Source organism: Bradyrhizobium sp. G127, from assembly GCF_021502575.1.
Classification (GTDB): Bacteria; Pseudomonadota; Alphaproteobacteria; order Rhizobiales; family Xanthobacteraceae; genus Afipia.
Genome location: NZ_JAKFGN010000002.1, coordinates 1425943 through 1443129 on the forward strand (window position 1 = coordinate 1425943; position 17187 = coordinate 1443129).

The window sequence follows — 17187 nt, forward strand, 5'->3', positions numbered from 1 at the left end:
TTTACAGGGAAATTGCGCGAAATCGGGCTTATTTCGAGAGCACAATTCAGAAAAGTCCTATGAACTGGGCACTTCTGACCGAATTCCGTAAATTTCATAACAGCGAAATAACTGTGGGATCAGCGAATTTATCTGCGATATCAGGGAATGGTTTGGTAGTTCACAGGCAAGAGTTGAATTCTCACACCCTTGTATAGGATTTCGCGGACGCGATCTGGTCTCCCTTTCGATTTTCAGATGCGGGAGCAGAGATGGCGGACACTGCGTTCCGACCCTATCGTGCCAAAAACGCCTTATGCTGATTGGAATAAAAGAAAAGGCCCCGATTAACGGAGCCCTTTCTGCCCTTCCGGATGAAGCTTGGTCAAGCGGTGTTTCCGAAGACGTCGCTCGCGAAACCCCGTGTCGTCACGAAGGCGTCCCGTCATTCTTAGAGCACTTCGTTGACCGATACGCCGGGCACGAGCGGCACCGGGCGATTGTTCGCGGCGCCTCGTGATCTTCGGTCAATATCACGCTAGCGTCCCGGCTTTAAGGCTTCCACCGCGAGCGGCGAAGGTTGCCGACGACAGGAAATTTTCCGAGGCATCGGTAAATTCTGCCTTGAGGCGCTTGACCAATTCTTCCACCGAAGGTGCGTCCGTGATTTGGCCAATCCCCTGCCCGGCCCCCCAGATATCGCGCCAAGCCTTCGCTCCCATGTTCCCCCCAGAGCCAAAGTTCATCACCGACTTGTCTGCCACAGGAAGATTGTCGGGATCCAACCCGGCGGCCTTGATCGAAGGACGGAGATAGTTACCATGAATGCCAGTAAACAGATTTGTATAAACGATGTCGTCAGCCGCGTGATCGGCAACTAAGGCTGCTTTATAGGAATCGGCGGCGCCGGCCTCTGCGGTAGCTATAAAGCGCGTACCCATGTAGGCGAGATCGGCTCCAAGCGCCAACGCTGACGCTACACTCCAACCGTCCGAAATCGAACCTGACAGGAGAATTGTGCCCTTGAACCACTGCCGGACCTCACGCACCAGCGCGAACGGCGACAACGTACCGGCATGGCCTCCAGCACCAGCGCAAACCAAGATCAAGCCGTCGACGCCTTGCTCAGCGGCCTTACGTGCGTGCTTAACATTGATGACGTCATGGAACACGACGCCCCCATAGGAATGCGCGGCCTTGACGATCTCAGCCGGTGGACGCAGCGATGTGATGATAATCGGCACCTTGTGCTTCACACACGTTTCCATGTCCGCAAATAGCCGGTCATTCGAAGCGTGACAGATCTGGTTGACGGCATACGGCGCCACTTTCTTGTCCGGATTTTGAGCACGATACTCGCCAAGTTCACCCTCAATGCGGGTGAGCCATTCACCCAACATATGAGCCGGACGAGCATTCAAAGCGGGAAATGAACCGACTATTCCCGCCTGGCACTGCGCGATCACGAGTTCAGGTCCTGAAACAATAAAAAGCGGCGAGCCGACGATCGGCAATTCAAGTGAATTCTTCAGAAACTCGGGAAGAGACATGAGGTAACTTTCTTTCGGCGTTCAGGGTGACCGGCCAAACCTTGTTTAGCCGCTTGCGGATGAATAAGACGCAAAGGAATCCGGACGTCAGTCATGGAGACGCAACAACCTCGTAGTCAAAAAGCTATCCAGAAATTCCACATCAAATATTGGAAGCCCGTTGGCCATTACACCATTGTCGGACAGGGAATGCGTCTAGTTGATCGTCGGTTAGTTGCTTTCTCATCGGCTATTAAAGCTCAATGCGCTTATGGGCGAGGTCGCTCACTGTCTGAGCGTTGGCGTATACGTAAGCTCCTCACTCCAAAGCCTAACCAGACAGCAGCTTCTTCTTAGACGCGAGTCGTTCATTCATCGCGGATGCAAGCTCCTTTAAACCACTGAGTGGCCTTACCATGACCTCGAACTCGGTAATTTTACCCACCGCATCGAACCGGATAAAGTCGATCCCCTTCAACTCCCGTCCATTCACTTTCGCTTCAAATTCAAGAACGACGTTGAGACCATCAGCGCTTACGCACTCGCGGTGATAACGGAAATCCTGAAATACAGAGTTCGCAGTCGTCAGAACAAGAATTGCGGCGTCCCGTCCAGGATAGGGTTCATGTGCTACCGGAGATCGAAATACAATCTCCTCTGCAAGTAACGGGAGCAGATCATCAGCCACATTTGTACTCATGAAATGATGCCAAACTGCTAGCGACGATTCAATGAAGCTACTGAGTCTCTTCTCAACCATGTGTTGCTTTCCTAGTTATTTTCACAATTCAGAGCGATCGCTTGAAGAAATGAGCGATTTCGCCGATCACGCCGCGGCGGAAGGTCAGCACGCAGATCACGAAGATCGCGCCCTGGATCACGGTGACCCACTGCCCGAACCCGGCCAGATACTGCTGCATGGCAATGATCACAAAGGCCCCGACCACGGGCCCGAACACGGTGCCGAGCCCGCCGACCAGCGTCATCAGCACGACTTCGCCGGACATGGTCCAGTGCACGTCGGTCAGCGATGCGTTCTGCGCCACGAACACCTTCACCGCACCGGCAAGACCCGCCAGGCTGCCGGACAGGACATAAGCCAGGAACTTGTACTGGTCAGTCTTGTAGCCGAGCGAGATCGCACGCTGCTCGTTCTCGCGGATCGATTTCAGGACTTCGCCGAATGGCGAGTTGATCGCACGATAGATCAGCAGGAAGCCGAGCAGGAAGATCACCAGAACCACGTAATAGAGCGTCGTCGCCTTCGACAGGCCGAGGAAGCCGAACATCATGCCCTGCGGAATGCCCTGGATGCCGTCTTCCCCGTGGGTGAAGGGTGTCTGCAGGTAGATGAAGAACAGCAACTGCGACAACGCCAGCGTGATCATCGCGAAGTAGATGCCCTGCCGGCGGATGGCGATCAGCCCGGTAATGACGCTCAGCGCGCATGAGGCGGCGACACCCAGAATGATGCCGATCTCGGGCGACACGCCCCAGACCTTCAGCGCATGGGCGGTCACATAGCCCGCGGTGCCGAGGAACATGGCATGACCGAACGACAGCAGGCCGCTGTAACCGATCAGAAGATTGAAGGCGCAGGCGAACAGAGCAAAGCACAGCGCCTGCATCACGAAGTAAGGATAAATCCCGGTCAGCGGCACAACAGCCAGCAACCCCGTCATGATGACGAAGGCGATCATCTCGTCGGCGGTGCGGCCCGTTGCGGGAACGGCGTTGTCGGTGTTTGTTGCCATGTCAGTTCGCCCGTCCCGTCAGTCCCGTTGGCTTCACAAGCAGCACCAGCACCATCAGCACGAAGACCACGGTGTTGGATGCCTCGGGATAGGAATACTTGGTCAGACCTTCGATCACGCCGAGCGTGAAGCCGGTGATGATCGAGCCCATGATCGATCCCATGCCGCCGATCACGACGACCGCGAACACGACGATGATGAGATCCGCGCCCATCAGCGGGCGCACCTGGTTGATCGGCGCGGACAGCACACCGGCCAGCGCCGCAAGGCCGACGCCGAGGCCGTAAGTCAGCGTGATCATGCGCGGCACGTTGATGCCGAAGGCGCGCACCAGCGTCGGATTCTCCGTCGCGGCGCGCAGATATGCGCCGAGCCGCGTCCGCTCGATCATGTACCAGGTCGCGATGCAGACGATCAGCGAGAAGATCACGACCCAGCCGCGATAGATCGGCAGGTACATGAAGCCGAGATTGACGCCGCCCTTGAGAAGGTCGGGAATGGCATAAGGCAACCCGGACGATCCGAAATAGTTCTGGAACACGCCCTGAATGATCAGCGCCATGCCGAACGTCAGCAGCAAACCATACAGATGATCGAGGCCGGTCAGCCATTGCAGCATCGTGCGCTCGAGAATGATGCCGAAGCCGCCCACAACCAACGGCGCCAGGATCAGCGCCCACCAGTAGTTGATGCCCGCAAGGTTCAGCAGGAAGTACGCGACGAACGCGCCCATCATGTAGAGCGCGCCGTGCGCGAAGTTGATGATGTTGAGCATGCCGAAGATCACGGCCAACCCAAGGCTGAGCAGCGCGTAGAACGAGCCGTTGATCAATCCGACCAGAAGCTGGGCGTACAGGGATTGCATATGGTACTATCCAAAAAGGTGATTCAATAGTGCGACATTATGCGCGCTGATGTTCATCGTTGTGACCTAGACTCCAAGATAAGTGTGCAATTTCTCCATGTTGGTCTGGAGTTCCGAGTTTGCGAATGTGTCGATGATCTTGCCGTGCTCGACGATGTAGAAGTGGTCGGCGACGGTCGAGGCGAAACGGAAGTTCTGCTCCACCAAGAGGATGGTGAAGCCCTCCGCCTTCAGCCGTGCGATCATCTTGCCGATCTGCTGGATGATGACCGGGGCAAGGCCCTCGGTCGGCTCGTCCAGCATCAGGAACCGCGCGCCGGTGCGCAGGATGCGCGCGATCGCCAGCATCTGCTGCTCGCCGCCGGACAGCTTGGTGCCCTGGCTGCCGAGACGCTCCTTCAGGTTCGGAAACAGCTCGAAGATCTGCTCCAGCGTCATGCCGCCGCTGCGGATCACCGGCGGCAGCAGGAAATTCTCCTTCACATCGAGGCTGGCGAAGATGCCGCGTTCTTCCGGGCAGAACGCCACGCCGAGCCGCGCGATCTTCTCCGCCGGCAGCCGGATGATCTCATTGCCCTCAAACGACACCGAGCCTGTGCGCTTGCCGATAATTCCCATCACCGACTTGAGCGTCGAGGTCTTGCCGGCGCCGTTGCGGCCGAGCAGCGTGACCACCTCGCCGGGACGAACCTCGAAGTTCATGCCGTGCAGGATGTGGGACTCGCCGTACCACGCCTCGAGGTTCTTGACGGTGAGAACCGGCGAGCCGGCAGCGTTACTCACGGCCTGACTGTTCATAACCTGGCTATTCATGGCCGGCTCCAAGATAGGCTTCCTTGACCCGCGGGTCTTTGGTGAGCGTGGCGTAGTCGCCTTCCGCCAGCACCTTGCCGCGGGTCAGCACCGTGATGGTATCCGACAGGTTGGCGACCACGTTCAGGTTATGCTCGACCATAAGGATCGTGTATTTCTGCGAAATGCGCTTGATCAGCGCCGCCACCTTGTCGATGTCCTCGTGGCCCATCCCGGCCATCGGCTCATCGAGCAGCATCATCTCGGGATCGAGCGCCAAGGTTGTTGCGATCTCCAGCGCACGCTTTCGGCCGTAAGGCATTTCCACCGCAGGGGTCGAAGCGAACTCGCTCAGTCCGACGTCATCAAGCAATTCCCGCGCACGGTCATTGAAGCGATCCAGTACGGATTTTGACCGCCAGAACTCGAACGAGTTGCCGTGCTGCCGCTGCAGCGCAACGCGCACGTTCTCCAGCGCGGTGAGATGCGGAAACACAGCTGAAATCTGAAACGAGCGCACGAGGCCAAGCCGCGCCACATCGGCCGGCGCCATCGCGGTGATATCCAGTCCCTTATACAGAATCTGGCCGCGGGTCGGCTTGAGGAACTTGGTCAGCAGGTTGAAACATGTGGTCTTGCCGGCCCCGTTCGGACCGATCAGAGCGTGAATAGTCCCCCGCCGCACCCGCAGATTGACGTCACTCACGGCCACAAAACCCGCGAATTCTTTCGTCAATCCGTGGGTTTCAAGAATAAACTCATCAGACAAGCGAGTGCTTCTGACATGCTGAAAGTTCATTCGAATTAAGCCTTCCAAATGCTGGCGCCGCAAGAAAAGCAGTATTGATTGGCCGTCTGACTCTGTCGGCAGGATCTCATTGACTGGGACGATCGATCAAAATAACCGCCTCCCCGAGCAATTTGATCTCCTCTCGCTGGTCTTTCATCCGCAGTGCAAGCTTCATTAAGCTTTCACCAGATTGGTCGAACAACTCGATCACATGCCCTTCGCAAGTCAGCCGAGAGCCCACCTCAGCGACCGCTGTAAATCGACTTGAAAAATGACGGATACGGTGCGGCGGAACCACGTCCGTCAAAGCCTGGCCGGCGTACGCCATGACTAGCATCCCATGAGCAAATACATCGGGAAAGCCAGCTGACTTTGCGAAGTCGATGTCGACATGGATTGGATTGAAATCGCCGGATGCACCACAATACAATGCGAGTCGGTGCCGGGTTATTGGAGGGAAACTCTTATACACGACACGCCGTCCTATCGACGCAGCACCATTTGATGGATTCACAGAGCTATCCATTCCGCACCATAATTGTACAAAGCGTGTCTGCGACGTGCACGTCATGTTGGTTTCTAAAATTGCTCTCGATCACAACACGGGTCAGCGCGCCTGCAGCTTTTACAGCGACATCTGCAACAGTCGAGACAATCGTTAGTGTATCGCCGACGACAACAGGCTCGTGATAGCTAAAGCTTTGTTCACCGTGCAACACGCGGGCAGGTTCGATCTGAAGTTCGGCAAGGAACTCGTATGGAGACTCATTGTCCAACATCTGGAGGCAAAACAAGTAAGTGGGTGGTATAGGAATAGCCGAGCAGCACCTGTCGTGCGCCGCCCTCTCCTCGCGATAGATTCGATTTTGCTCGTTCAGCGCATCCAGGAAATAGCGAAGCCGACGAGGCTCAGCATACGCTATTACTGGCGCGAAACTACGACCTACGTCCGACTGATCGACCAAGACTCATCCTCATGATTGACACGCTCGCCTTCATTCAGGTTGTTGCTGCGGCCGATACTGCGGCAAATACGAGGGCTTTGAATGACCGGACTGTAAGTCGATGCAAGGCGTCGAACATGACTCACGCCCGCGCGGGAGAATGGAGGCGCGGCCTCGCTGGTGTTGAATTTTCGGCAGGCCTCGCGGAAAATGACCTGATCTTCGGTAAAGCTGAGCATCGTTCACCCAATAGCGTTCTCAAGCGGCTTGGATACCGGCCTGCGGCGGCGAGCCCGGTTCTGGATTAGTTAAAACCGGCGCTCTGCCAAAACAGCCGACGCTTACTTGCCCTTCCAGTTCGGGGCGCGCTTTTCGGCAAAAGCCGCCGCACCTTCGCGCGCATCCTCGGATGTGAAGACACGGCCGACGATCTCCTGCTGCTTCTTCCACATCTGATCGTCCGGCCAGAGCCGGGACTCGACGATCACCTGCTTCGATGCTTTCACGGCGAGCGGGCCGTTGGAGCCGACAGCCGCGGCAAGCTCAAGCGCAGCCTCGATGGCAGGGCCATCGGTCACGCGGTTGATGATGCCGAGCTGATAGGCGCGGTCCGCGCCGAAGAACTCACCGGTCAAGGCGAATTCCATCGCGGCCCGGAACGGCATCTGACGCGGCATCCGCATCAATCCGCCGCCCGCTGCAGCCAGTCCGCGCTTTGCTTCGGGAATTCCGAACTTGGCATTGCGGTTGGCGACAATCATGTCGCAAGCCAGCGCGATTTCCATACCGCCTGCAAGCGCAAAGCCATCCACCGCTGCGATCAGCGGCTTCTTCGGCGGCGCTTCGGTCAGGCCTGCGAATCCGCGTCCCTGGATCGTCGGCCGCTCGCCCTTGAGAAAGCCCTTCAGGTCCATGCCCGAGCAGAAGGTGCCACCGGCACCTGTGATAATGCCAACCGTCAACGCATCGTCGGAATCGAGGCGATCCATGGCCGCCGCCACGCCTTGCGCAAGCGCAAGGTTAGCCGCGTTCTTCGCTTCTGGCCGGTTCAGGGTAACAATCAAAACAGTCCCGCGAACTTCCGTCAGAACAGGCGCACTGGGTTCAGACATCCGTTTCCACTCCCGTTTTATTTTATTGTCGAGACAATTCAGCGAGGCGCCATGCGAATGCCGTCGCTGCGCAAAGACCTGACGCGCCGCCAGTGACAACAGCGGCGATCGGCGGCACGCTCCTGGACGACGTCTCGGAAATGGACGTTGTCCGCGGCGCCCATCTCACCGAGACCACCTTTCGGTTATATCGCAAAGCTTGTTGCACACCGTCGATGCATTGAACTGTATCTGTGATGCGGTTCGCGAGAAACGTGGTGCCGGACCTGGCTGGACAACGCCTTCGACGCTCACGAATGTTTCTCGAGCGGAGAAATGAGGATGGGATGGCGCGTCCTGCATACTTAGTATGGGCGCAACGCAAGCATCGAGCCCTTGAAATACTTTGACCCATTCCTCTTGAGATTTTGTTTTGAAGACTTTCGCAAACTTGATTTTGAGTGCGGGCCAGTTCGACTTATCATTCTGTGAGTCAACGTCGATCCCGGATAACTGGAGGCCCTTCAAAAGGATAGCATAAAACTTCGACTCCAGTGCTCCCACGGCCACATACTTTCCGTCCGCACACTCATATGCACCGTAGAACGGCGCTGCTCCATCTATGATGTTTGCCTCCCGTTCCGCCAACCACTTGCCCTGTGCGTGCAGCGAATAGAAAAGCGACATCAGAGAGGTTGCACCGTCGCACATTGCTGCGTCTACCACCTGGCCCTTGCCTGAGTTACGGACCTCAAGCAGTGCGGCGAGAACACCCATAACGAGATACATTGCACCGCCACCATAGTCGCCAACGAGGTTCAACGGGGCGACGGGCCTCCCATTGGACTCGCCGATCGCAGCAAGTGCACCCGACAACGCAATGTAATTGATGTCGTGGCCTGCCGCCGCGGCCAGCGGTCCGTGCTGCCCCCATCCGGTCATACGTCCGTAAACCAACCTGGGATTACGATCACAAAGAATATCGGGGCCAAATCCCAGACGCTCCATTACGCCAGGGCGGAACCCCTCAATCACCACGTCCGCCAGGTCGCAGAGACCGACCACCGCACCGGCACTCACTGGATCCTTGAGATCTGCCTCAACGCGAAGACGGCCCCGGCTGAGAAAGTCCGTTTCACCGACAACGGTACCTGGTCTATCCACTCGAATGATGTCAGCCCCCATATCGGAAAGCAGCATCCCCGCGAACGGCACCGGACCGATGGCCTCGAATTCTACAATGCGTAGTCCTTTGAGAGGACCGTTCGCAGAACATGGTGCTGATGGCGTCAGCTGAGACTGTACAGACACTATTTCGGATTCCCGACAATTCTACTTTAAATCATGCGAAGTAAGCCGCGCTAACGCTTTCACGAGCGCGCATCAACCGTGCATCGTGAGGCCGCCAGAAACACTAATTACTTGTCCGGTGATGTAGCTCGCCTCATCGCTCGCAAGAAACGCAACGATCCCCGCCATGTCCTGCGGCTCGCCCATGCGTCGCAAAGGAATGGCGCGAGCCATACGATCTAGTATGGCGCGAGCTTCACCTTCCTCCGCGATCCCTTCACTCATCATCGGCGTCTTTGTCGGTCCAGGGCATACAACATTCAAAAGAATCCCTGATCGCGCAAGCTCGCGAGCCAGAGTCTTGGACAGGGCAATCACACCAGCCTTACAGGCAGAGTAAACACCTTGGCCAGATGAACCGACGCGTCCTGCATCCGATGATATCGAGACGATTCGTCCGAATTTTCGCCGCTCCATATTCGTTGCGACGACATGAATCAGGTTGATTGGTCCCTTAAGGTTGGTCGCGATGACTTTGTCTCGAAGCTCTTCATCCGTCGCGAGGAAGCTGGTCATCTTGTCCCAGCCGGCATTGTTAACCAGCACATCGACGGGACCAAGCACCCTCTCTGTTCTTTCAACAGCGAGCGTAACCGCGGCCAAGTCTGATATATCGAGATGCTCCACGTGGGTACTCACGCCAAACTCCGAAAGACTTTCCGCTACTCGGTCTGCGCCGTTTCGGTTCCGGTCAAAAATGGCGACATTAACGCCCGCTTCCGCCAGCCGGCGACAGATGGCCTCGCCTATACCGCTACCGCCACCGGTTATGATTGCGGTACGACCTGCTAGACCTCGCATGTATGGCTCTCCACGTTGAAGCATTTGGATATCTCTAAGCAGCTCGCGTCACGTGCCGCTGAATAATCATCTTCAAGACCTCGCTTGTTCCTTCGTAAATCTGCAGTACGCGCTGATCCCGATACAATTTTTCAACAATTGAACCTTGAATGCAGCCAGCTCCTCCGAAGATCTGGACTGCACTGCTGCAAACCCATTCCGCCATCTCGGATGCGAACAGTTTTGCCATCGAGGCCTCCACTACGCGCTGCTGACCCTCCTCCTTCAGCCGAGCAGCACGCAGGTAAAGCTGGCGAGCGGCTTCAATTCGTGTTGCCATATCAGCAAGTCGAAATCCGACAGCTTGATGATCAGCGATGGGTTTTCCAAAACTGTGGCGTTCAAGGGCATAGGCCGCGGCTGCATCATACGCCGCTTGAGCTACACCAACTGCTTGCGCTGCAACTCCAATACGGTTGGTCTCAAGACCCTCAAGAATGGTTTTGTAGCCACTTCCAACCGATCCCAGCACTGCATCGTCAGCCACCTCAAAGTTTTCGAGAGCGATCTGACAAATGTCCATAATGCGATGGCCAAGCTTTTTCTCCTTCCGAACAACGTTGTAGCCGGGTGTGTTTGGTTTGATGAGAAACGCCGTCAGTCCATTTTTTCCAGCACTCTGATCGGTCGAGGCAAGAAGGATCGCGACTCCCGCCGTGCTCCCTCCTGAGATGAATGCTTTCTCCCCATTAACGACCCAACGGCCATCTTTTCGGGTGGCAGTCGTCCGAACCTTGGAGAGATCCGATCCTGCATGAGATTCACTCAACAGAAGGGCGATGTAATGAGCTCCGTCTACGACTGGCCGCAGGTATTTCTCTTTCTGGTGATCGGTTCCGAACTCCAGAAGCTTTGACGCGAACGGATACGATATCCCGCCAATCTGGTTGCCGATTGCACAATCACCATACGATAGCTCTTCCACCATAATGGCCCAGCTGATTACGCCACTATCCGAACCGCCCCACATCGTTGGCACGCAGACACCGTGAAGTCCGAGATTTCCAATTTTTTGCCAGATATGTTCTGGCACCATTCCCTGTTCTTCCCACTGCATGATGTTGGGGAGAATTTCGGAGCGCACGAACTTTCTGGTCATATCGCGAATGGCGATTTGATCTGCTGTCAGCATGATGCTTGGTATCCTTTCCCCCGCACCTGTGCAGGGCTTTCGACGAGGAGCCGCTTCAGAATCTTTCCGGTAGGTCCCTTTGGAAGCGCCTCTCGAAATTCAACCACCGACGGCACTTTGTACTTCGCGAGCTTTGCTTCGCAGAAGGCAATAACCTCACCTTCAGTAAGCTGATGATCAGGATTGAGAACGATCACGGCTTTCACCGTTTCGCCATAACGTTCGTCGGGGATGCCGATGACTGCGCATTCCACGACTCCGGAAAACCCCAAAATAACTTCTTCCAGTTCCGCCGGGTAAATGTTTGCGCCGCCGCGAATGATCATGTCTTTCTTGCGGCCAACGATGAAGATGAAGCCATTCACATCCCGGCGAGCGAGATCTCCGCTATAGATCCATCCATCGCGGATCGTTTCAGCAGTCTCTTTCTCGCGCCTGAAATAGCCGGTCATGTTGCTTTGGCTTCTGAACACCAATTCCCCAACTTCGTCGGGGGCCGCATCCAGGCCGTCATCTCCTACTACTCGAACAGAACAGCCTGGCAATGCCTTGCCAGCCGACTCTGGAACGCCGCGCTTGAACTCGCGAGCGTCGTATCCCGTGATCGGCGTTCCTTCAGTCATTCCCCAAGCTTCAAATAACTCGAGGCCAAGCCGCTCCCGCGCTCTGGCTACGACCGTGGGTGCGAGACTCGATCCGGACGCGACAGCTATTCGAATGGACGACACGTCGAGTGCGTGCTGGCTTGCCCACTCGGTCATCATTACGTAGGCCGTGGGCACGCTCATTAGAATGGTTATTCTCTCCTTTGCGATAGCGTCGAGAGCTTCTCCAGGATGAAACCTTTCTTGCAGAACGATTGTTGCGCCAACCGAAATGGCGCTGCATGCGTTGATGACTGAGTTGTAAATGAACGACAATGATCCCGCGATAAGGATCCTGTCGTCCTCCTTAAATTGGAAGACGTCTCGAACCCGAACAACGGTTGCTACATTGGCAGCATGACTGAGGATTGCTCCCTTGGGACGGCCCGTGGTTCCTGACGTATAGAAGATCGTCGAGGCATCGCTGTCAGCGCGGGCGATCCAGTCAGCGAGCGGGCTTTCGAGATTTGAATCTCCGAACTCCCTAAGCAGAAGCACAGACTTAAGACCCGCCCCGGCAACTCTATCCAGATGCGCCTTATCGACGATAATGACTGCTGCTTCGCTGTCTGCGATGATGAAGGAAATTTCTGAGGCCGTCAGCGCTGTGTTGATCGGAACCAGCACCGCTCCGCTTCCCACGACCCCAAACAATGCCGCTATCCATTCCGCTTGATTGGATGCCAGAAGTACGACCCTGTCGCCGGGCCTGACACCGCGCTTGATCAATGATGCAGCGATGCGGCGCGCGTACAGATCAATCGTTGAGTAGCTATATTGCTGACCGCGGAAGATGACGCACGGCTTGTCAGCTTCCCGCCTCGCTGTTTTGGTCAATAGGTCTGTCAGGCTCATGATCGATAAACCCCTCAGGTCTCGCCTTCGAACACAAACTTGAATGTCTCTCCCGCCCGCCGGATGAAACCCGCAGAAGGCGAGGGAAAATGCGCAGTTAAAATTCGGGTGTCGGTTTCGGCATAGCGATCAAGGAACTTCTTTCGAGTTTGTCGCGCTAGGTCCTTATCCCCGTCGCCGGCGGCACCCCAATGGGGAAATGTGCATTGAATGGGGCTGTGCATGACGTCGCCCGTGAGGATGCCATCACATCCGCAGGAAGACAGACGGATGCTGATGTGACCAGGAGTATGGCCGGGGGTCGGTTCGATCCATAAATTGTCGTCTAATGAGAAGTCGCTCGAGACAAGATCTGCCTGTCCAGCATCTACGACAGGTAAAACACTGTCGTTGATACAACCATCGCTATATTTCGCTCCCTTTTTATTCAGCTCCTCCCAGAAGGCAAACTCGTCTTTGGCAAAGATATAGCGGGCATTTGGAAAAGTCGGCACCCATTGTCCGTTCATCAGCCGCGTATTCCAGCCAACGTGATCTGTGTGCAAATGAGTGCACATCACAAAATCGATCTGCTCGACGGAAACTCCGATATCTGCAAGCCCTTTCAGGTAGCGTTCACTCTCGCGCATGTTCCAGGCAGGCCAAAAGCGCCGCGGCTTGTGATTGCCTACGCAAGTGTCGATCAGAATCGTATGGTGCTTAGTTCTCACAACGTAACTCTGGACAGCCGCTATGATCTTGTCCGTGCCGGGCTCAAGAAAACGCGGTTCCATCCAGCTTCTGTGCGGCGCTAAAGCATCAACCGTTGCGTCTGGAAAGAACGTGAAAAGCGGAAACTCTGGCTCCTCGCTTTCCAGTACTCGGTCGATGCGAATATCTCCAAGCATCCTAGATGTATCTGACATAAGTTGTTTCTCCGATTACCCTCGGCCCCATGTGAAGTTTGCCGGTCGATTGGCACGAAAGGCGTCAACGCCCTCCCTGAAATCGACCTCGCTGAAACCGCGGACGCGAAGCTCTCGCACCTCGGACGAATCGAATTGAGCGCCATGGCGGATTGAATCGAATATCAGCTTGGCATTGCGAATCGATCGCTGCGAGTTGCGTAGCATCCGTCCGACGTAAGCCGCGCAATGTTCTTCAAAGTTTGCAGTCATATATGCTTGATTGATTAGTCCGACCTGACACGCTTCAAACGCATCAATCACTCGAGCGCTAAACAGTAACTCCTTGGCACGACTTTCACCCACCAGCGACGCTAACCGTCGCGTTGAGCTAGTGCTGTACGTGATCCCGAGCCGGGCAGGTGGCGCCGCAAAGCGACTGTCGCTTGTCGCTACACGGAGGTCACAAGCCATCGCGAGTTCGAGGCCGCCGCCCATGCAAAACCCGCGAATACAGGCCAGTGTCGGAAGATCGAAGTCACCAAGTGCCGCCTCAGCGGCTCGGATCGCATCCACATAGTTCTCAGCAGCCTGCTTACATTCTGAAGCGGACTGAAGTTCTTCGATATCTGCTCCCGCAGAAAAGGCGTCGTCACCCTGCCCTTCAACGATAAGCAGTTGAACTGATCGCTGCGCACGTATTTCGCGCAAGATCGCCGGGACGGAAAGCCACATAGAAAGAGACATCGCGTTTCGTTTCGCAGGGCGATCAATCACGAGGCGAGCGACCTGCCCGTCGTACCGCACCCGGATCAATCCGTCGTTCGAGTTCATCATGTTTATATTTTCGTTGCTTAAACTTGATCGCTGGAGCGCGAGAGCGCCGCCATTCCTGCAGAATTACTCCTTTGGCCAAGGATGCACAAGACAAAAATGAGGATTGCCTCATTCCTCATTTTTACGGATCGTGACTTCGCGACGGGCGGATGGGCGAATACGAACAACTCCACTGAGCTGAGCTCCCGATGAAGGTCACTCCGATCCAGCATTCGTGATGCCTCACGCCTTCACTGCAAAGCCAGTTTTCAGGCCAATGCCTTTACGTCGGCTGTCTACTCGACAATTTCTTCCGCCTATGTTCCAAGCAACTTGCGCGGTTTAGTGATCAATCCGCGACCAGGCCCTTTGAAGCAGACGTGGCGTGCTGTGCGGTATGAGATTTTGCACACGCGACAAATAACCCTCAGCCACGGACGGCTCCTCTTTGCATTGCTTTGATAATCACTCTGCAAAGCACTATTGTTGTCGAGCCTTGAAACGTGGCTTCGTGGCTCTTGGTCAAGCTTTGGGCGCCGATACCCTTATCAGACGCTTGCCGCGATTCTCTCCCGCTAGCAGTCCGATCAGCGCATCTGGCGTGTTTTCGAGACCATCAATTATTTCTTCGCGCACTTGAAGCTTGCCGGCGTTTACCCACGAGCGCAGCTCCGCCAGCGCTGCCTCACGTTCGGCGATGAAGTCAGTAAATATAAAGCCCTGCACCGTGAGACGCTTGATCACGATCAATCCCGGCACACCGCGGGGGCCAGTCGTTGGAGGCACGCCATCATAAGCGGAGACGGCTCCGCAGCAGACTATGCGGCCATATTTGCTCATTTGTGGCAGGCAGGCTTCGAAAATATCTCCGCCGACGTTGTCAAAATAGACGTTGATGCCATTTGGAGCGGCGACCTTCAGGGACTTGAATAGAGGCTCCTCTTTGTAATTGATTGCAGAGTCAAAACCCAATTCCGAAAGTAGCCACTTGCATTTCTCCCTGCTGCCGGCGATCCCGATGACACGGCAATCCTTCAATTTTGCAATCTGGCCTGCAAAGGCGCCAACAGAGCCAGCAGCAGCCGAGACTACAACTGTATCTCCGGACTTCGGTTTTCCGACGTAAAGCAAGCCGAAATAAGCGGTAAGGCCCGCAATGCCATAGACGCTCAAATAATGCGTTATGGCTTCCGTGCGCGGCAGTTTAACGAGGCCCTCCGCGCTCACGACGGCAAAATCCTGCCAACCGGCATCACCCAACACCAGATCGCCGGCAAAGAAGCCCGGCACCTTCGATTCTACAACTTCTGCAATCGTGCCGCCGGCCATCACGGCGTTTTGGTCGACAGCTTCGCGATAGGTAACGCCCTGCATCCATGCCCGATTAGCCGCATCGAGCGAAATGTAAAGAACGCGGACGAGCACCTCCCCCACCTTGGGTTTAGGGATTGCAGCTTCTGCCATCCTAAAATTCTGCGGAGTTAGCTTGCCTGCCGGCTTCTCGACCAGCATTATCTGCCGATTGACGGCTGTGGGCATAGAATCATTCCTTTGAAAGACGGCTGCGCATCATCTTCGAGTGCATCGCGGCAAGGTTGCCGCTTTGCTCCCTGAGTATCGTGGCGCTTTACAAGCACGAGCGCTCCAAACTTTCAGTCGTCGGACGATGGTCGAGCTTTGGATCGCGCCTATTTTGCGCCCTGATTAACTAGAGCACACCCTCCATCGGACATTGCTCGGTAAGCTTCAGATCCCGGCAACTCGCCGATTAACTTGTAGAAATCGTTGGGGTACTTCGACTCGGAGGGAGCCTTGACTTGCATCAAAAGCATTTTGTGCAAAACACTGCCATCCGCACGGATCTCTACGTTCTTATTGTAAAAATCATTTACGCGCATCTCGCGCATCTTGCGGGCTACCGCCTTCGCCTCATCAGTGCCCGCTGCCTGGATAGCCTTCAGATAGTGCGTAACTGCCGTGTAAAGACCAGCCTGCATCATATTGGGAAGCTTTCCGCCTGAATAAGCCATGTAGCGCTTTGTCCAGGCCCGCGTTTCGTCGTTCAAGTCCCAGTAGAAAGAGGTGGCGAGTCGAAGGCCCTGGGCTACATCTAATCCAAGGCTATCAATGTCGTTTATATAGAACAGCATGCTCGCCAAGCTCTGGCCCGGCTTCAAGATTCTAAATTCTTTCACCTGCTTGATGAGGTTGATTGTGTCACCACCCGCGGTGGCGAGTGCAAGAACGGTAAAGGGCTTCGCCGCAGCTTGCAGAAGAAATGATGAGAAGTCAGGCGAGTTGAGAGGCGTTTTAACGCTACCCAGCACCGTCCCTCCAGCATCTGTTATGAATTTCGTTGCGTCACGTTGCATGGCATGACCGAACGCAAAGTCGGCCGTGACGAAGAACCACTCTTTCCCACCGCCGCGAACAATTGCTCGAGCAAGGACATTCGACAACGCGTATGTATCGTATGTCCATTGCGTCGACGTTTCGTTGCACGATTTGCCTGTGAGCTCAGATGTGGCCGCGCTCGCGATTAGAAACGTTTTGTTCTTTTCGCGCGCAACCTGCTGAACCGCGAGCGCCACGCTTGAGCTTGCGCCATCTGCGAATGCATCGACTTTCTCGGTATCGGCCCATCTGCGCGCAATGGAAGAGCCGATATCAGGCTTATGCTGGTGATCCGCCGACAACACCTCGATCGGCTTTCCGAGAACCAACCCTCCAAAATCGTCAACTGCCATTTTTGCAGCCAAGACTGAAGCTTGCCCGGTGCCATACGCAAATTGCCCGCTTTGATCGTTGATCACTCCAATCCGCACGACATCGTCTGATATTTGGGCAATGGCAGAAGATGCCAGATAGAAAAAGCAAATTACCCCGAGAAACAGCGATCGCATGACATCCCCTCCCATTTTT

At 55.5% G+C, this 17187-nt stretch carries 18 protein-coding genes; 1 reads left to right on the plus strand and 17 read right to left on the minus strand.

Annotated features, from left to right (window positions below; translation table 11 throughout):
• Window positions 1-512: 512 nt before the first annotated feature.
• The 8 genes from LVY71_RS18865 to LVY71_RS18900 all read right to left on the minus strand — a co-directional run bounded on the left by LVY71_RS18865 (window position 513) and on the right by LVY71_RS18900 (window position 6674).
• Window positions 513-1529, minus strand: a complete 1017-nt coding sequence (locus tag LVY71_RS18865) for an NAD(P)H-dependent flavin oxidoreductase (RefSeq protein WP_235101373.1) — start codon at window positions 1527-1529, stop codon at window positions 513-515.
• 310 nt (window positions 1530-1839) lie between these two features.
• Window positions 1840-2268, minus strand: a complete 429-nt coding sequence (locus LVY71_RS18870) for a nuclear transport factor 2 family protein (RefSeq protein WP_235101374.1) — start codon at window positions 2266-2268, stop codon at window positions 1840-1842.
• A gap of 28 nt (window positions 2269-2296) precedes the next feature.
• A complete protein-coding gene (locus LVY71_RS18875; RefSeq protein ID WP_235101375.1) occupies window positions 2297-3262 on the minus strand; it encodes a branched-chain amino acid ABC transporter permease in 966 nt (321 codons plus the stop codon).
• A gap of 1 nt (window position 3263) precedes the next feature.
• Complete coding sequence (locus tag LVY71_RS18880) at window positions 3264-4127, minus strand: branched-chain amino acid ABC transporter permease (RefSeq protein ID WP_235101376.1); 864 nt, start codon at window positions 4125-4127, stop codon at window positions 3264-3266.
• A gap of 66 nt (window positions 4128-4193) precedes the next feature.
• The gene (locus LVY71_RS18885; protein WP_502797593.1) at window positions 4194-4940 is read right to left on the minus strand and encodes an ABC transporter ATP-binding protein; all 747 of its coding nucleotides are present in this window, start codon (window positions 4938-4940) and stop codon (window positions 4194-4196) included.
• The gene (locus LVY71_RS18890; protein WP_235101377.1) at window positions 4933-5688 is read right to left on the minus strand and encodes an ABC transporter ATP-binding protein; all 756 of its coding nucleotides are present in this window, start codon (window positions 5686-5688) and stop codon (window positions 4933-4935) included. Before LVY71_RS18890 ends, LVY71_RS18885 begins: the two co-directional genes overlap by 8 nt.
• A 106-nt stretch (window positions 5689-5794) precedes the next feature.
• Window positions 5795-6280, minus strand: a complete 486-nt coding sequence (locus LVY71_RS18895; RefSeq protein ID WP_349629904.1) for a MaoC family dehydratase — start codon at window positions 6278-6280, stop codon at window positions 5795-5797.
• Window positions 6228-6674, minus strand: a complete 447-nt coding sequence (locus LVY71_RS18900) for an FAS1-like dehydratase domain-containing protein (protein WP_235101379.1) — start codon at window positions 6672-6674, stop codon at window positions 6228-6230. Before LVY71_RS18900 ends, LVY71_RS18895 begins: the two co-directional genes overlap by 53 nt.
• An 11-nt stretch (window positions 6675-6685) precedes the next feature.
• On the opposite strand from LVY71_RS18900, the gene LVY71_RS18905 reads away from it, so the two are divergent.
• On the plus strand, window positions 6686-6961 hold the full coding sequence (locus tag LVY71_RS18905; protein ID WP_235101380.1) for a hypothetical protein: 276 nt from the start codon (window positions 6686-6688) through the stop codon (window positions 6959-6961).
• 33 nt (window positions 6962-6994) lie between these two features.
• Here the strand turns inward: LVY71_RS18905 and LVY71_RS18910 are convergent, their stop codons facing one another.
• From LVY71_RS18910 to LVY71_RS18950, 9 genes are all read right to left on the minus strand, one after another.
• Window positions 6995-7765, minus strand: a complete 771-nt coding sequence (locus LVY71_RS18910; protein WP_235101381.1) for a crotonase/enoyl-CoA hydratase family protein — start codon at window positions 7763-7765, stop codon at window positions 6995-6997.
• Window positions 7766-7930: 165 nt separating this feature from the next.
• The gene (locus LVY71_RS18915; RefSeq protein ID WP_283842557.1) at window positions 7931-9037 is read right to left on the minus strand and encodes a CaiB/BaiF CoA transferase family protein; all 1107 of its coding nucleotides are present in this window, start codon (window positions 9035-9037) and stop codon (window positions 7931-7933) included.
• A 90-nt stretch (window positions 9038-9127) separates the two neighbouring features.
• Complete coding sequence (locus tag LVY71_RS18920; protein WP_349629906.1) at window positions 9128-9919, minus strand: SDR family NAD(P)-dependent oxidoreductase; 792 nt, start codon at window positions 9917-9919, stop codon at window positions 9128-9130.
• 10 nt (window positions 9920-9929) lie between these two features.
• Window positions 9930-11066, minus strand: a complete 1137-nt coding sequence (locus LVY71_RS18925) for an acyl-CoA dehydrogenase family protein (RefSeq protein WP_235101384.1) — start codon at window positions 11064-11066, stop codon at window positions 9930-9932.
• The gene (locus LVY71_RS18930; RefSeq protein WP_235101385.1) at window positions 11060-12565 is read right to left on the minus strand and encodes a class I adenylate-forming enzyme family protein; all 1506 of its coding nucleotides are present in this window, start codon (window positions 12563-12565) and stop codon (window positions 11060-11062) included. The genes LVY71_RS18925 and LVY71_RS18930 overlap by 7 nt, the downstream gene beginning before the upstream one ends.
• A gap of 14 nt (window positions 12566-12579) precedes the next feature.
• Window positions 12580-13470 (minus strand): MBL fold metallo-hydrolase, encoded by an 891-nt coding sequence (locus tag LVY71_RS18935; protein WP_235101386.1) that lies wholly within the window; start codon window positions 13468-13470, stop codon window positions 12580-12582.
• A gap of 15 nt (window positions 13471-13485) precedes the next feature.
• Window positions 13486-14286, minus strand: a complete 801-nt coding sequence (locus LVY71_RS18940; protein ID WP_235101387.1) for an enoyl-CoA hydratase-related protein — start codon at window positions 14284-14286, stop codon at window positions 13486-13488.
• A gap of 501 nt (window positions 14287-14787) precedes the next feature.
• Window positions 14788-15804 carry an NADP-dependent oxidoreductase gene (locus LVY71_RS18945; RefSeq protein ID WP_235101388.1) on the minus strand — a complete coding sequence of 339 codons (1017 nt, stop codon included), beginning with the start codon at window positions 15802-15804 and terminating at the stop codon, window positions 14788-14790.
• A 149-nt stretch (window positions 15805-15953) separates the two neighbouring features.
• Window positions 15954-17168, minus strand: coding sequence for an ABC transporter substrate-binding protein (locus LVY71_RS18950; RefSeq protein WP_235101389.1), 1215 nt, complete (start codon window positions 17166-17168; stop codon window positions 15954-15956).
• Between the last annotated feature and the right edge of the window lie 19 nt (window positions 17169-17187).